Annotated in this window: 19 protein-coding genes; 11 read left to right on the top strand and 8 right to left on the bottom strand. The window is 29.4% G+C overall.

The window, feature by feature from the left end:
- Positions 1 to 21 precede the first annotated feature (21 nt).
- The 6 genes from B3578_RS09955 (at position 22) to B3578_RS09980 (ending at position 3,527) form a co-directional block, all read left to right on the top strand.
- Complete coding sequence (locus B3578_RS09955; RefSeq protein WP_038334324.1) at positions 22 to 237, top strand: hypothetical protein; 216 nt, start codon at positions 22 to 24, stop codon at positions 235 to 237.
- 60 nt (positions 238 to 297) lie between these two features.
- Entirely contained in the window at positions 298 to 942 is a 645-nt protein-coding gene (locus tag B3578_RS09960; protein ID WP_291048312.1) for a peptidylprolyl isomerase, read from the top strand.
- 101 nt (positions 943 to 1,043) lie between these two features.
- A complete protein-coding gene (locus B3578_RS09965; protein ID WP_115000587.1) occupies positions 1,044 to 1,397 on the top strand; it encodes a YkvA family protein in 354 nt (117 codons plus the stop codon).
- A gap of 163 nt (positions 1,398 to 1,560) precedes the next feature.
- On the top strand, positions 1,561 to 2,022 hold the full coding sequence (locus B3578_RS09970) for a MaoC family dehydratase (RefSeq protein WP_038334338.1): 462 nt from the start codon (positions 1,561 to 1,563) through the stop codon (positions 2,020 to 2,022).
- A gap of 95 nt (positions 2,023 to 2,117) precedes the next feature.
- Positions 2,118 to 3,032, top strand: a complete 915-nt coding sequence (gene miaA, locus B3578_RS09975; protein WP_286494844.1) for a tRNA (adenosine(37)-N6)-dimethylallyltransferase MiaA — start codon at positions 2,118 to 2,120, stop codon at positions 3,030 to 3,032.
- Positions 3,033 to 3,035: 3 nt separating this feature from the next.
- Positions 3,036 to 3,527, top strand: a complete 492-nt coding sequence (locus B3578_RS09980) for a 3'-5' exonuclease (RefSeq protein WP_038334348.1) — start codon at positions 3,036 to 3,038, stop codon at positions 3,525 to 3,527.
- A gap of 483 nt (positions 3,528 to 4,010) precedes the next feature.
- On the opposite strand, the gene B3578_RS09985 is transcribed toward B3578_RS09980, so the two are convergent.
- From B3578_RS09985 to B3578_RS10010, 6 genes are all read right to left on the bottom strand, one after another.
- Positions 4,011 to 4,337 carry a DUF493 family protein gene (locus B3578_RS09985; protein ID WP_219034621.1) on the bottom strand — a complete coding sequence of 109 codons (327 nt, stop codon included), beginning with the start codon at positions 4,335 to 4,337 and terminating at the stop codon, positions 4,011 to 4,013.
- 95 nt (positions 4,338 to 4,432) lie between these two features.
- Entirely contained in the window at positions 4,433 to 4,954 is a 522-nt protein-coding gene (locus B3578_RS09990) for a GNAT family N-acetyltransferase (RefSeq protein ID WP_221854488.1), read from the bottom strand.
- Positions 4,954 to 5,280 (bottom strand): DMT family transporter, encoded by a 327-nt coding sequence (locus B3578_RS09995; protein WP_219034623.1) that lies wholly within the window; start codon positions 5,278 to 5,280, stop codon positions 4,954 to 4,956. Before B3578_RS09995 ends, B3578_RS09990 begins: the two co-directional genes overlap by 1 nt.
- A 74-nt stretch (positions 5,281 to 5,354) precedes the next feature.
- Positions 5,355 to 5,915, bottom strand: coding sequence for a Crp/Fnr family transcriptional regulator (locus B3578_RS10000; RefSeq protein WP_219034624.1), 561 nt, complete (start codon positions 5,913 to 5,915; stop codon positions 5,355 to 5,357).
- A gap of 83 nt (positions 5,916 to 5,998) precedes the next feature.
- On the bottom strand, positions 5,999 to 6,703 hold the full coding sequence (locus B3578_RS10005; RefSeq protein ID WP_291048322.1) for a phosphoadenylyl-sulfate reductase: 705 nt from the start codon (positions 6,701 to 6,703) through the stop codon (positions 5,999 to 6,001).
- 791 nt (positions 6,704 to 7,494) lie between these two features.
- On the bottom strand, positions 7,495 to 7,749 hold the full coding sequence (locus tag B3578_RS10010) for a hypothetical protein (protein WP_038334370.1): 255 nt from the start codon (positions 7,747 to 7,749) through the stop codon (positions 7,495 to 7,497).
- A 120-nt stretch (positions 7,750 to 7,869) separates the two neighbouring features.
- Here B3578_RS10010 and ligA point away from each other — a divergent pair, with 120 nt between their 5' ends.
- Both ligA and B3578_RS10020 read left to right on the top strand, forming a co-directional pair.
- The gene (gene ligA, locus B3578_RS10015; protein ID WP_291048327.1) at positions 7,870 to 9,864 is read left to right on the top strand and encodes an NAD-dependent DNA ligase LigA; all 1,995 of its coding nucleotides are present in this window, start codon (positions 7,870 to 7,872) and stop codon (positions 9,862 to 9,864) included.
- The gene (locus B3578_RS10020) at positions 9,864 to 10,421 is read left to right on the top strand and encodes a hypothetical protein (RefSeq protein ID WP_291048330.1); all 558 of its coding nucleotides are present in this window, start codon (positions 9,864 to 9,866) and stop codon (positions 10,419 to 10,421) included. The genes ligA and B3578_RS10020 overlap by 1 nt, the downstream gene beginning before the upstream one ends.
- A gap of 28 nt (positions 10,422 to 10,449) precedes the next feature.
- On the opposite strand, the gene B3578_RS10025 is transcribed toward B3578_RS10020, so the two are convergent.
- Entirely contained in the window at positions 10,450 to 11,415 is a 966-nt protein-coding gene (locus B3578_RS10025) for a D-2-hydroxyacid dehydrogenase family protein (RefSeq protein ID WP_221854490.1), read from the bottom strand.
- Positions 11,416 to 11,452: 37 nt separating this feature from the next.
- Positions 11,453 to 11,986, bottom strand: coding sequence for a hypothetical protein (locus tag B3578_RS10030; RefSeq protein ID WP_291048334.1), 534 nt, complete (start codon positions 11,984 to 11,986; stop codon positions 11,453 to 11,455).
- Positions 11,987 to 12,098: 112 nt separating this feature from the next.
- Here B3578_RS10030 and B3578_RS14405 point away from each other — a divergent pair, with 112 nt between their 5' ends.
- The 3 genes from B3578_RS14405 to B3578_RS10035 all read left to right on the top strand — a co-directional run bounded on the left by B3578_RS14405 (position 12,099) and on the right by B3578_RS10035 (position 16,061).
- The gene (locus B3578_RS14405; RefSeq protein WP_371875736.1) at positions 12,099 to 12,320 is read left to right on the top strand and encodes a hypothetical protein; all 222 of its coding nucleotides are present in this window, start codon (positions 12,099 to 12,101) and stop codon (positions 12,318 to 12,320) included.
- Positions 12,321 to 12,338: 18 nt separating this feature from the next.
- Entirely contained in the window at positions 12,339 to 12,434 is a 96-nt protein-coding gene (locus tag B3578_RS14410; protein ID WP_371875737.1) for a hypothetical protein, read from the top strand.
- A 180-nt stretch (positions 12,435 to 12,614) separates the two neighbouring features.
- Positions 12,615 to 16,061, top strand: coding sequence for an ATP-dependent helicase (locus B3578_RS10035; RefSeq protein WP_219034629.1), 3,447 nt, complete (start codon positions 12,615 to 12,617; stop codon positions 16,059 to 16,061).
- The last annotated feature ends 57 nt before the right edge of the window (positions 16,062 to 16,118 follow it).

A 16,118-nucleotide genomic window follows, 5' to 3' on the forward strand; every position in this document is an offset into this window, starting at 1 on the left:
TTTACCAAAGATTAAAAGACAATGGAAAAAGAAATTATCACCAAAACATTTACATATAAAGGCCACACCAAAACTTTTAGTGCAGAAGTGCAACCTTTACCACCTTTCAACCCAGAAACGATGGATCGCGTGAAATATGAAGAAACCAAAGAAGCACATTATATGCTTGCCGAAGCGGAAGTTTATAACCAGAAAACAGAATGGTTTTTTAAAATTGAACAAGAATTGCAAAAATAATGAAACGACACTTACGCTAAGTGTCGTTTTTTGTTTAAGTTTAATCCACAAAATTAGAACATGAAACAAATTACTCTAACATTATTTACACTTATTACGCTTTCGGCTTGTACTTCTAGCAAAACGGTTTTTCATAAAAAATGGATAACGAAACAGGCACCAGAAAATTTTGTTGCTCGATTTGAAACAACAAAAGGAAATATTGATATCGAAGTTGAAAGAAAATTATCGCCAAAAGCTGTTGATCGTTTTTATCAATTGGTTAAATACAATTTTTTCGAAGATGGAACTTTTTATCGTGTTGTTCCGAACTTTGTCGCCCAATTTGGAAATACAGACACAATTGTTTCTAATCAATGGAAAAAGTTTATTGTAGAAGATGAACCTGTTATTGCTGGAAATAATAAAGGAGCTTTGAGTTTTGCGCGCGCAGGAAAAAACACAAGAGATTTGGATTTGTTTATTAATCTGAAAGATAATCATCGTTTGGATACAATCAATTCCAATGATGTAGTAGGTTTTCCAAGTTTTGGAAAAGTGGTGAACGGAATGAATGTTGTAGAAAGTTTGTATGATGGTTACGCTGGACAAACAATGGAAGATGAAGAAATTTTTAACAGCACAAAATTAATGCGCGAAAGATATCCAAAGCTTGACAGAATATTGAATGCAAAAATCATTAAACTGAAAAAGAAAAACAAGTAAAACAATGTAACATAAAGTTTTAACATGACACAAAAATCAATTTAAATGTTTTGGCATGTACTTTGTAATACATAATACGTTTTTAAAACATATTTTGTGAAATGAAAAAATCAAAATTCTTTAAAGTCGCTGGAGAAGCAGCAATGGCAGCTCAAAAAGACAAATCTTTTTTTGAAAAAGTAAAGGCTTTTTTCAATATGTTAGGTGATTACAAAAAAGGAAGTTATAAACCTGACAACATGAATTTATTTCTTGGATTTGTAGCAACTTTATACATTATTTCTCCTATTGATATTATTCCAGAAGCGCTATTTGGACCTTTTGGTTTGATAGATGATTTTGGGATTTTACTTTTTGGAATGAAATATTTCAACAAAGAAATTATTAAATATCTTGCATGGAGAGATACGCAAAGAGCCTATGCAAATGTTGAAGATGCAAAAATTATTGAGTAGCAACAAATTAAATAGCTATAAAAAATCCGATTGAATTTTCAGTCGGATTTTTTATTTTTAGATTATTCAAAAAATGCTCTCTTTCTCATAAATAAAATTTATTATCTGACGATTATTCATTAGATTTGAGCAATACAATACTAAAAACTAAAACACCTGAATAATGGTAATTATTAATAATTTCGATGAATACAAAGCTTTCGAAGGTAAAGAAATCGGTAAATCTGACTGGCATATAATAAATCAAGAACAAATCAATCGCTTTGCTGATGCAACTTTAGATCATCAATGGATTCATACAGATCCTGAAAAAGCAGCTAACGAAGGACCTTTCAAAAAAACAATAGCGCATGGTTATTTAACGCTATCTTTAATTCCACATTTGTGGGATCAAATTGCGGAAGTGCGCAACATCAAAATGTTAATCAATTATGGAATTGAAAATTTGAGATTTGGACAAGCTGTTTTGGTTGATAGTGAGGTAAGATTAACTGCAAAATTGAAATCTATTACTAATTTGAGAGGAATTGCAAAAGTTGTCATCGAAGCAAATTTAGAAATTAAAGATAATCCGAAACCTGCTTATACGGCGGATGTTGTTTTCCTTTACCACTTTAATGATTAATTAAAGATCAATATAATTTACAAAGCTTCTATTTTTTATAGAAGCTTTTTCTTTTCATAAAATATCGAAGTATCTTGCGCTCGATTTCATATAACATGCAAAAAATTCAAAATAATAAAACCTTAATTTCTATTGTTGGACCAACTGCAATTGGTAAAACCAATTTGGCAATAGAAGTTGCAAAACATTTTCAATCCGAAATTATTTCTTGTGATAGTCGTCAATTTTTCAAAGAAATGAAGATAGGAACTGCTGTTCCTTCTGAGGAAGAATTGACTGAAGTGAAGCATCATTTTATTCAAAATATTTCTATTCACGAAAAATATTCGGTTGGTGATTTTGAGCGTGATGGCTTAGCTTTTTTGAATAATTATTTCAAAACAAATGACATTTGCGTCATGGTTGGTGGATCTGGTTTATATGAAAAAGCGATCACAGTTGGCTTTGACGAATTTCCTGATGTTAATCCTAAAATTAGAGAAGATTTGAATAATGAGCTTGCTGAATTTGGAATTGAAAAATTGCAAAAAGAATTGCAAGAAGTCGATCCAAAGTATTTTGAAGAAGTTGATATTTTCAATAAACAGCGTGTAACACGTGCTTTAGAAATTTTTAGATCTTCGGGTTTACCTTTCTCTAACTTCAGAAATCAAGATTTGAACAAACATCCATTTAACATAATTAAAATCGGTTTAGAACTTCCTCGCGAAGAAATGTACGACCGAATCAATCGTCGAGTTGATATTATGATGAACGAAGGTTTATTAAATGAAGCAAAAAATTTATTTCCTTTAAAAGATTTGAATGCTTTGCAAACTGTTGGTTATCGAGAATTGTTCGACTTTTTTGAAGAGAAAATTACATTGGATTTTGCGATAGAAGAAATCAAAAAGAATACAAGACGTTTTGCAAAACGTCAAATGACATGGTTCAAAAAAGATGAAACTGTCAATTGGTTTTCTCCTTTCGAACAAGAAAATATCATTAATTTTATATCGAACAAAATATAAATTATGGAAAATTTTGTTGCCATCGATTTCGAAACTGCAAACAATTATCGTAATTCTGCTTGCGCGGTTGGAATTGTAACTGTGACAGATAATGTGATTACAGACGAGTATTACACGTTAATTCAACCACCACAAAATCAATATAATTATCATAATATTTTGGTTCATGGAATTCGTCCCGAAGACACAATTGATGCACCAAGTTTTGAAGACGTCTATTTTGAAATCAAACATCGTTTACAAAATCAGCTTGTTGTTGCACATAACGAATCGTTTGATCGTTCTGTTTTGAAGAATACAATGGAGTTTTATAGCCTCAATTACTCTCAACTTAACCTTGCCGAAAAGTGGGAATGTACATACAGAATTTTCAAACAGAAAGGAATTGTTCCTACAAAATTATCCGATTGTGCTCGCCGATTTAATCTTCAACTCAACCATCATGAAGCTTTATCTGATGCAAAAGTTTGTGCTCAATTATACTTATTAAAATAGTTTTACTAAAAATTTATCTGATTAAACATTTAAAAAACAATTCTACATTAATTATAATAAATTTATATTCAGCAATATATCCATTTACAAATATTTGTAAGTATTTACAAGTATTTAAAATTGATTAATAATAACTTTAATAACTCACTATTTCTAAGAAAATTTAATAAAGCAAAAATTCTATTCTAAATAAGTTGATTTTATGAAATGAATTGAGAATGCAAAATTTTGAAAATTAACTTTCAAAATTTTATAAAATGAAGTATAAACTAAAATTTAGTTCCGATAAATCTTTGCAAGTTGAAAAAAATAATAATTTAAAAAATTGATTTCAATTGTTTTTATCGAAGAAGTAAAATAATCACATTATGTATTTAACATAATAAAGAGGGTTACTCTGGGAACATTAATTTCATAATTGAAAAATTGATACCTCCCTACTCTTTTTAAAAAGATAAAAAAAGGTTGCATTTGCAACCTTTTTTATAACATTATAACGCCTTCTATCTTCGAAACTTCTTTGTAATAATTGATTACTGTATCCGCATCAATCACATAAAGTTTAATCGAAATAGATGTATATTTTCTATTTTTTGAAGCTTTGTAATCAAATTCAGCATTCGTTCCTGCAAAAATATCTTTGATTTTTTCCATCGTTTCTTCACTTGAAGGATAAATGAATTTGAACAAATAATCAGCTGGAAATTTTTGTACATCATCTAATCTTTCTTTGAATTTTGCATAAAAATCTTGCTCATTGTGAGAGCTATCTGGTATTTCTTCGAATGTATAATCTCTATTTGTGTCCATATCTATTATTTTTTTGTTACAATGTCAAAAACAATACCACTTCACATTATTGATAAAATATAGAATTAATAAGACATTTTGACATATTATAAATCTTATAATTTTAATCTCATTAAATAATCTATTTGTTCATCATCACCAAGTCTGAAAATATGTTGATCGAATTTTTCGAAACCATTCTTTAAATAGAAATTAATCGCAGAAATATTCTTTTCCCAAACTCCTAACCAAATTGTATGCAAGTTGAGGTTTTTAGTTATTTCTACAGCTTTATTAAAAAGAATTTGTCCAATTTTCTTTCCTTGAAACAATTCTAACACATAAATTCTTTCAATTTCCAAAGAATTCATATCATAAACTTCTGTTTGAGCATCACCAATATTTAATTTCAGATAACCGACAATTTTTTGGTTAATCATTGCAAAAAAGAACAACGAATTTTGATTCTTCAATTCTTTTAATAATTGATCTTCTGAAAAACTTTCGTTCAAATATTTTTGCATATCCTCTTCTGTGTTAGAAGAAGAAAATGTATCTGCAAATGTCTTTTTAGAGATTTCTTGAAGTTCTGTAATGTGTTTTTCTTCAACTCTTTTTATTGTAATTTCTTCGTTCATTAATGCGAAACAAATTTTAATCCTACAATTGAACTAATTAATGTAAAAATAAAGAATATTCTCCAAAAATTAGCTGGTTCTTTGAATACAAAAATTCCGATTAAAACTGTTCCAACAGCGCCAATTCCAGTCCAAACAGCATAAGCAGTTCCCAAAGGTAAAGTTTGTGTTGCTTTGATTAATAACGTCATACTTGCAACCAAACATATTGCAAAAGCGCCATACCAAATGTACATTTCTGAGCCTGTTGTTTCTTTGGCTTTCCCTAAAGATGATGTAAATCCAATCTCGAATAATCCTCCTAAAATCAATAAAATCCAATTCATTTTGTTAATATTTTGATGCAAAGATGAATTAGAAAAAAATAGATTTTTTTTACATTTGTAAAAAAATTATTCGCTTAAATTTCTGTGCGAATCCTACTTAATGTCACTTGAGAAATTCCTAAATAAGACGCGATATAACCTAATTGCACACGATTAATCAAACTTGGATTTTCTTCTAACAATTTTTTATAACGATCAATCGCCGTTCCTAGTTGCCTAGAAATAAAACGCTCTTCAGTTTTTATCAATTCAATTTCAGCAAGTTTTCTTCCCCAATTTGCAATTTCTAAATTTGTCGCATAAAACAATTGTATGTCTGAAGATTTAATTTCATATAACTCACAATCTTCCATTAATTCGATTGTTTCGTAACTAATTTTATTTTCGACATAACTTCGCATCGATAAAATCAAATCGCCTTCTTTCCCAAACCAAAACGTAATTTCTTTTCCATCGTCTATCGTATACGCGCGAACAATTCCTTTTTTGATGAAATATAACTTTTTCTCAACTTTATCAGCATCAATAAGCGTGGTGTTTTTTGGTAATCGAATCAATTGAATTTTATCTGCTATCAATTGAATAGACTGTGATGAAAGTGGCGAAATTTGATTTAAGATTTGTTCTATTTCCATTATTGAAACTTATCTAGTAAAAGTAAACAAAAAACTCAACCTAAAATAGGCTGAGTCATTCAAATTAAATTAACACCTGAAGTCTACTTTGCATGTAGACCGCATTCTTTTTTACTATTGTCTTCCCACCACCATCTTCCGGCACGAAAATCTTCACCTTCGTTTATAGCACGTGTGCAAGGAGCACAACCAATACTTATAAAACCCTTGTCGTGTAACGGGTTGTAAGGAACTCTATTTTCTTTCAAATATTCGAAACAATCCCCTGTTGTAAAATCAATCAATGGATTGAATTTGAATAATTGTTTTTCTTCGTCAAACTCTATTTCGTGCATATCATGTCGATTATTCGATTGCTCCGCACGCAAACCTGTAATCCAAACTGATGCTTCTTTTAATGCACGATTCAAAGGAATTACTTTTCTGATATAGCAACATTGTTTTCTTAAATCAACCGAATCGTAAAAAGGATTAATTCCATTTTCTTCAACAAAATTTTCTAACTCCTCTCTTGGTGGATAAAATGGTTTAATCTTCGCTTGATATTTAAATTCTGTTTTGTTCCACGTATTGTACGTTTCCTGAAAAACACGACCTGTATCTAAAGTAAAAATCTTAATATTGTCTAATTTTTGACTTAAAATAACATGAGAAATAACTTGATCTTCGAAACCAAAACTTGTCGAAAAAACTATTTTTTCTTTAACGTTGTTATTCAAAAAAAATAATTTTTCTTCTAAACTTACTTGTCCTGTAACTTTTTCTAATATCTCTTTTAGTTGATTCATTTTCTTATATAATATCTATAGTTTTTATAGAGTATTTATTTTAACAAATGTATTAATTCCAATTTTCTAAAACAACACTAATCTCGACTAATTTTATAGATATAATATAATATAGAATCAATAAATTATACAAGCAAATTTTGTTTATACTTAAATCATCTTCGAGAGTGAATTTTCATATTCGTAAAATAGAAGAAAATCAGTCCAAATTGGCATTAAATAAAGGTTTTCATAGAGTATGGATTGCTAATTAATTCGAAAATCAATATAATTATTAAGATAAAAACATTTAAAATGTCTTAAGAATAAATTCTATCTAATCATCTTCGAGAACGAATTATGAATATCACAAAACTAAAAAGTCAAACTTTACAATGTTTGACTTTTTAATTTATATTTTTTGTAATGATAAATTAGGACAAAAATGGATGAAAATAACCAAATCCAATAACCAAAATGTGGTAAATCATATTCATGTATTTGTAAAATATCTAATCTTGTTAAATGATTAATTTCGTATAATGACATTTGAATAACAGCGATAATACCTAATATTCATCCTATTTTTATCTTATAAAAAATCCAAGAAAATAATAATGTAAAGTTCCCTAACCAACAGATAAAATCAATTGGCAACTCTGATATCGTTATATATCCTAATATTAGATATGTAATTCAAATATTCTGTTCTAGAATCTCCAGAATAATATTCAATAAAATCAATACTTAATAAGTGAACAGGCAAAATTAAACTCACCAAATAAGTTAAAATACTTACAAATAAAAACAGATTATTTTTCCAATTTAGCTTCAAACTCTTCTATTTGCTTTTCCAATTTTTTATTCTCTTTTTCCAATTTGTTTTGAGGACTAAACATTGCATAAACCAGCAAGCCTACTCCTACTCCAACAACAGCTCCAATTTTTTCGTTCTTATTAATTGCTTTCGAAATTGCAATTCCTGCTGCTGCTCCAGTTGTTACGATAGAAACTGTATTTTCAAAACCTTTTGATTTTGTGTCCAAAACTTCTAATAAATTATTCATAGTTGATTATTTTTCAATAAACGTTGCAATAAATATTCCTAAATATAAATCATTCCAAATTATTTTAAAAATTGTTCGTATTAATTCAAGTGTTTATCTTTGTTCGGTAACATTTTTAGAATGGAAATACAAGACAAAATTTTAGCGCTTCGAGAAGAGCTTACTCAGCATAATTATAATTATTACGTTTTAGATAATCCGACAATTTCTGATTTCGAATTTGATTTGAAATTGAAAGAATTAAAACGATTAGAAGACGAAAATCCTATCTTTTTTGATGTTAATTCCCCTACACAACGCGTTGGTGGAATGGTTACAAAAAATTTTCCGACGATTACACACGAATTTAGAATGTATTCGTTAGACAATTCATATTCAATTGAAGATTTACAAGATTGGGAAAAACGAATTGAGAAAACGTTAGGTGAAAAAGTAGAATTTGTTTGCGAATTGAAATATGATGGCGCTTCGATTTCTATTTTGTATGAAAATGGAGAATTGACGCAGGCTGTAACGCGTGGAGATGGAACACAAGGTGATGAAATCACGAATAATATACGTACTATACAATCTGTTCCATTGAAATTGAAAGGAAATTATCCTGAACGTTTTTATATGCGTGGCGAAATTACAATTCCGCTCAATAAATTCGCTTCAATTAATGAAGAACGCGCTAATAATGGTTTAGAATTGTATGCAAATCCTCGAAATACCGCTTCTGGATCATTAAAATTACAAGATAATACAGAAGTTGCGAAACGCGGTTTACAATGTTTCCCATATTATTTTATCGGAAATAATTTACCTTATTCTACACAATGGGAAATGCTACAAGCCGCTGATGAATTAGGTTTTAAGATTCCGCATACATCAAAATTATGTACTTCTTTGGAAGAAGTTTTAGCTTTTGTAGATCATTGGGATATCGAACGTAAAAATTTACCTTACGAAACGGACGGAATTGTGATCAAAGTAAATTCTTTTTCGCAACAAGATGAATTAGGTTATACTGCGAAATCTCCACGTTGGGCAATGGCGTATAAATTTAAAGCTGAAGCTGCCGAAACCGAATTATTGAGCATCGATTATCAAGTTGGTCGTACTGGAGCGATTACGCCTGTTGCAAATCTTGCACCTATTTCTTTGGCTGGAACAATCGTAAAACGTGCTTCTGTCCACAACGAAGATATTATTAAAAAGTTGGATATCCGCATTGGTGATATGGTTTATGTGGAAAAAGGCGGCGAAATTATTCCGAAAATTGTTGGTGTTAATACTGATGTTCGCAAACCTGGAACGGAAGAAATCGAATTTATTAAAAATTGTCCTTCTTGCGGAACAGAATTAATTCGTAACGATGGCGAAGCACAGCATTATTGTCCAAATGAAAATGGTTGCGAACCTCAAATAATTGGAAAATTAGAGCATTTTGTTTCTCGAAAAGCAATGGATATTGAGAGTATTGGTGGTGAAACAGCTGTTTTGCTACACAAAGCAAATTTGCTTAATAACATTGCTGATTTTTATACTTTACAAAAAGAAGATATTTTGCCTCTGGAAAGAATGGCTGAAAAATCTGCTCAAAATATTATTAATTCTGTCGAAAAATCTAAAGAGCAACCTTTCGAAAAGGTGTTGTACGCAATTGGAATTCGTCATGTAGGTGAAACGGTTGCAAAAAAATTGGTTAAACATTTTCAAACTATTGATCGTTTGATGAATGCAACAATGGAAGAATTAGTTTCTGTAACGGATGTTGGAGAAAAAATTGCAATTTCGATTAAGGAATATTTTAAAGAAGAACAGCATCAAATTTTGATTCAACGTTTACGTGATTACGGGTTGAATTTCGAGATTGGTGAAGAAGCAAAACCTTTGTCAGATTCTTTGGAAGGCAAAACGTTTTTGTTTACAGGAACTTTGACTAAATTCAATCGAACTGATGCACAAAAAATGGTGGAAGATCATGGTGGAAAAAATATTTCTGCAGTTTCTAAAAACTTAAATTTTTTGGTTGCTGGCGATAAAGCTGGAAGTAAATTGAAAAAAGCAGAAGAAATTGGAACAGTTGTCGTGTTGACCGAGGACGAATTTTTAAATATGATTAACGGCTAATGGAATCAGGATTAATTGCTGTCATTATATTCGGAATTGTATTATTGATTTTGATTCCATTTATATATTATGGATTGAGAATGGCAGGCTACAACAAAGCTGCAATGATAGTTTCGCTTGCGATATTTTTTATTGTGATGATTCCGATGGTGAAATATGGTTACAGAAGTCAAATGTATTCTAATGATGATTTGAAAACCGATTTACACCAAGCTGGAATTGGGTTTAAAGGAAATTTAAAAATTGTTTCGACAGTTATTTCTGGAATTAAAAACATGAAACAAGAAACAGTTTTGATTATGGATTCTGCCGATGTCAATACCATTATTAATCGAATAGAAACTGATCCTCGATTCAAAATTTCTCCAGTAATATTGAGTTTGAAAGAAGAATTAGGTTCAAATGCAAAACATAAAACCAATAGAAATTATCGTTTTAAGGATAATTTTATTTTAGAAACTTACGGAATGTCTGATGATTACACGATTCGATATTCAGAACTGAAATTTAGAAAAGGAAACGACACGGTTTTCTTCAAAAAAGAAGAAGTGTATTAAAAAAATCCGTCAATTGACGGATTTTTTATTAATCTAAAACTTCAAGATTTGCAATATTGATTGGATTTCCTTCAATATAATTCACAACATTTTCAAAAGCTTTTGAGAAATATAATTCGTAACTATTTTCTTCAACGTAACCCAAATGCGGCGTACAAATTACATTCGGATTCGTTAGAAATTCATTATTTTTATCATAAATTGGTTCAGAGTTATATACATCTAAAGCAGCATAAGTTGGTGTATTTTGACTTAAAGCTTTACTTAAATCATTTTTCTTAATTAGTTCAGCTCTAGAAGTATTTACAATAATTGCATCATGTTTCATTAATTTCAAATCTTCAAATTTCACAATACCTTTTGTTTGCTCATTTAATCGAATATGAAGTGTAACAACATCGCTTGTAGAGAAAAAATCTTCTTTAGAATTACTTGCTTGAAAACCATCCTCCAATGCTTTTTGACGAGAATTTTCACTTCCCCAAACTTGCACTTTCGTTCCAAAAGCTTTTGCATATTGTGCAATCATCTGTCCTATTTTTCCATATCCCCAAATTCCAATTGTTTTACCATTTATTGTAGAACCAATATTAGTCTGCCACTCGCCTTTTTTCATCGCTTCGATAGCTTGAGGTATTTTTCGAGTTGCATTCATTATCAACATCCAAGTTAATTCGGCTGGAGCAATAGGAGAACCAATTCCTTCTGACACAGCAACTCCACTACTTGTACAAGCGGCTAAATCTAAATGATTTGAAATTTTGCCTGTTTGACTAATTAATTTCAAATTTGGTAAAAGGGATAATAATTCTTCATTTATTTTCGTACGTTCTCTTATCAAAACTAAAATTTGAACATCCTCAATTTCTTTTGCTAAATCCTTTGTATTTGTATATGAACGATTTAAAACCTTAACATCATAATCTTTTATTAAATCAAAACATTTCAAATACGGTACAGCATTTTGATAATCATCTAATATGGCAATTTTCATTGTTTAATTTTTAATAAATGTAGTTATTTTGATTTATCTAATTACTTTTCTCTTTCTTAATTATCTCATCAAATTCGTCCAAAGTATCTTTACTTTCAGTTTTGTAATTTTTAGATTTTCCTATAAAATGAATCAATTTTCTATCTTCAAAATAATAACGAAATTCTTCAATTTTCGATTTTTTATCATCAAATCCTTTCCAATATAAAGGAAAATTATAAGTTGTACCTTGTTCAAAAACAAAAGACAATTTATCATTTAACAAATAATATTCGGCTAAATATTGACCTGATTTTCCAAATTTTCGAACCACAATTTTTTCTAATTTATCGTTCAAAAAATAATAATTAATAAAACCACCTTCGGTAGAATCATCAGTTTCAATTTCTTTTATTTTTGTCCAAATTTTAATCGAATTAATTCGATTAAAATTTGATTTAATTGGATCTAATTTATTTTTAAAATCTTTTGAAATAATAACTTCAGAACTTTTAGAATCTTTTTGTTTTTGAGCAAATACATTAAATAAACTAAAAATAATAAACGAAATTAATAAAAGAGTTTTCTTCATTGTACTAAAATTATTTCCATAAAATTCAATAAAATAAACTAATTTTCAATCAATAATAATAGTGAATTTTATGCAATTTTGAGTCGCTCGTCATACCAATCAAATCAACTAAATAAAAAAATTCTATACTAAAGTTTTAAATTTTGAAATTCTTGGAGAGTTTCAAAATCATAATGGATATGATGGTATTTTTATTGGAAAACCAGATTTAAACTGGCATCTAAAATTTACAACAACTCACGAAAATATAAATCATCACTTTGATGAAGACAATTGTTTGGTATTTTATCCAACAACACAACAAGAATATGAAAAAATTATTGAGCGTTTATAATTTCATCATATCAAACCAATAAAATCTAAAAATCCATATTGGAATGATAACGGAATTTCTTTCTTAGATCCTGATGGATTTGCTGTCATTGTTTCACCTTTGAGAATTAAATAATTTGAAAAAATTCAAATTCTTAATAATCCGATGAATAAAAAATTAAATCCTTGGTATAAATTACAACAAGGTAAAATTAAAACTCCAAAATGGTTGTTTACAAGTGATGATTGGAAAACGTGGGATTAAACGTCTTTTTAATACAATATTTAGTCTTAATTTTACACCAAATTAATCGCCGTGAATCGAGAAGAAATAGGAAATCAACTGCTAAATGAAGTTTTACAAATTCAACTTGCCAATAAACCAATCAATTTTAAATATTTAGATTTAAAACGTTTGGTTGAAAATATTGCATTTGAGTTGACAAAAAACGAAGCTTTACAGTTTTCTAACTTTTTCTCGAAGCTATCTTTTATCTGTAATCAATACCAAGTTTCCACTAAAATTCATTCCTTTCGTAAAACGGCTCAACGAATTCTGAGCGAGAAATACGAACCGACAGAACACGAATATTTTACACATTATAAATATGTTGCAGATTTTATTTCTTCGATTTATGAAGTAATGATTCCAGCAGAAATTATCTACTATTTTCCTGAAAAAGAATTTTATACAAACAAAATTCTTACTCGAAATCGGGTTAAAAAATTGCGTGTTCAAGTGATTGAAATCAAACGAGATTGTTTGATTTGCGATCATGAAGATAATGAAACAGAAGAAAATATTACAGTTCAAATTGATGAGGATGGCGTAAATGAAAACTTTACTTCTGTTGAGGATTTTTGGGTTGGTGCACAATTAAATTTAGTCAATTCGACGATTGATGAAGAAGGAATTTATCATCCACGTTTTATCATTCTCGAACCAGATTATTTGGTTGATATTTCGGCAATTGCTGAATGTTTTCAGGATTATGGAACTTCTGAATTGCATTATATTCAGAAAAAATTTGAAGAATCGCCAAATAGTAAACACATTCGTTTAGGAAATTTTGCCAATTCAGTAGTCGATCATTTTTCAACAGAAAACATTGAAAACACAGATTTTAATGAGATTTTCAAGAATGATTTCAAAAATTATCCATTAGAATATACGGCTTGCAACGATTTGACGAATCCACAAGACTTGAAAGATTATTATCTGGAAGCAAAAGGTCATTTTGACCGTATTCAAAAAGTGTTGACCGAGGATTTTCCTCAATATGATATTTCGTTGGATCGTGCATTAATAGAGCCTTCATTTTTGTGCGAACAATATGGTATTCAGGGTCGTTTAGATTTATTAGACATTAATCCCGAAGGAAAAAATAAAATTATCGAGCTGAAATCTGGTGGTGCACCTTTTCCTGATGATGGAAAAAGTGTCAAGCCAAATCATGCGACGCAGCTCTTTTTATATTACCAAATTATTGGTGTTTTATATGATTTAGAGTTTAAAGATGTCACAAAAAACACCGAAGGTTATATCTTCTATTCGAAAGTATATCAAGGAAATTTACGTTTTGATGTGCCAACTTTAGCGCGAGTTCAACGTATTTTTGATTTACGAAATCGAATAATTATCAATGAAAATCGGTTAGCAAATCATGCATTAACCGATATTGAATCAACTATTTATTCGATTAAACCTGCCAATTTTATCAAACGAAAAATTAATCCTCGTTTCAAAGAAATTTTAGAAGAACAGTTGGATAAATTTATCTATCCGATCAAAAATAGTTCACCGTTAGAAAAAGCTTATTTTTATTCGTTTACGAATTTCATTGCGAAAGAGCAATATATGGCGAAACTTGGTTTGGGACAATCAACTTCTAACAACGGTTTGGCGAGTTTGTGGCTGAATACTTTCGAAGAAAAAAATAATAATTTCGAGATTATTTATGATTTAGAAATTGTAGAAAATCATATTTCTGATCCAAAACGTGAAATCAAGTTAAAAAGAACTAATCCTGCGAATGATTTTATTTCGATTCGCGAAGGTGATATTTGCATTCTTTATCCAAGAAATAATTTCAAAGATTCGGTTTTAACAAATCAGGTTTTTAAATGTACCATCAAAAGTATTTCGAGAGAATTTATTGTGTTGCGTTTTCGTTATCAGCAGCCCAACACACGCTTTTTTGATTCGTTTGATTCATCAGGAAAATGGGCTTTGGAACGCGATTTTATGGATTCTTCTTTTGTTTCGATGTACCGAAATCTGTATGGATTAATTCATTCTTCTAAAGCAAAAAAAGATTTGATTTTAACGCAATCTATTCCAAGAAATCAAATGGATTATGCGTATTTTAACTCAAATCTTTCGGATGAACAAAATCGAATCTTGAAAAAAGCGCTTTCTTCTAAAGATTATTTCTTGTTGAATGGACCTCCAGGAACAGGAAAAACATCGATTATCATCAAAGAATTGGTGAAAGAAATCTACGAGAAACAAGATTGTAATATTTTGCTTTTGGCGTATACAAATCGTGCGGTTGATGAATTATGTGAATCGATAAATTCGGCTATTTCTGATCAAATTGAACAAAAGTTCATCAGAATTGGGAATGAATTATCTACTTCTCCTGAATTTCATCCTAATTTATTGAATAAAATTATCGAGCAAAAAGATGTTGATTTAGAGCAAAAAGGAGAAAAATTTTCGAGAAAAACAATTCAAGATATTATTCGTAAACAACGCATTTTTGTTTCGACGGTTGCTTCAATTTCGAGTAAAAATGATATTCTGAAATTAAAGAAATTTGATACAATTATTATTGATGAAGCTTCACAAATTTTAGAACCACAAATTGTTGGAATTCTACCAAAAGCAGAACGTTTTATCATGATTGGTGATCACAAACAGTTGCCTGCAATTGTTTTGCAAAATCCTGAATTAGCAAAAACGAACAACGAATTATTAGAAAATATTGGTTTAATCAATCGTAAAAACTCAATTTTCGAACGTTTGTATGAATTTTGTGAGCGTAATAATAACGAAAATTCATTTGACCAATTGACTTATCAAGGAAGAATGCATGCTGAAATTGCAGATTTTCCGAACAATTATTTTTATGATGGAAAATTAAATGTTGCCTATGATATTCCAAATTTGAATGAAGAGATTAAGCAAAGTTTACATCGCCAACGTGCAGATTTACATTTTGAAAATCATAATCAATCAAATGATTTACAAAACTTTATTACGAATCATCGTTTTGCGTTTATCAATGTGGACGAAAATCCTTATTTGCCTTCAACGAATGAGCAAGAAGCCGATTTGATTGTGAAATTTGTACAAGAAATTATTCATTTATACGAAATCAATAAAAAAGAATTTGATGCAAAGAAAACAATTGGAATTATTGCGCCTTTCCGTAATCAAATTGCCTTGATTAAACAAAAATTAGAATTAGCAAATATTCCTAATTACGAGCAAATAACGGTTGATACAGTTGAGCGTTATCAAGGAAGTCAGCGCGATATTATTTTGTATAGTTTTGCGGTAACATATTATTCACAATTGAATGCGTTGGTGAATATGAATGACCAAGGAAATGTTGACCGAAAACTAAATGTGGCGTTAACACGTGCAAAAGAGCAATTATTTTTGATTGGAAATCAAACGATTTTGAAAGAAAATCAATTGATTAAAACATTAATTGAGTATTTAGAAAATAAATCTTCACATAAACTTATAATCTAATCAAAATCACTTCATAATTCATTTAAGATTCAGTAAATTTGTGCAACTATTTTTGTA

The sequence above is a fragment of the Empedobacter sp. UBA1574 genome (assembly GCF_002322895.1).
In the GTDB taxonomy this organism is placed as follows: Bacteria; Bacteroidota; Bacteroidia; order Flavobacteriales; family Weeksellaceae; genus Empedobacter; species Empedobacter falsenii_B.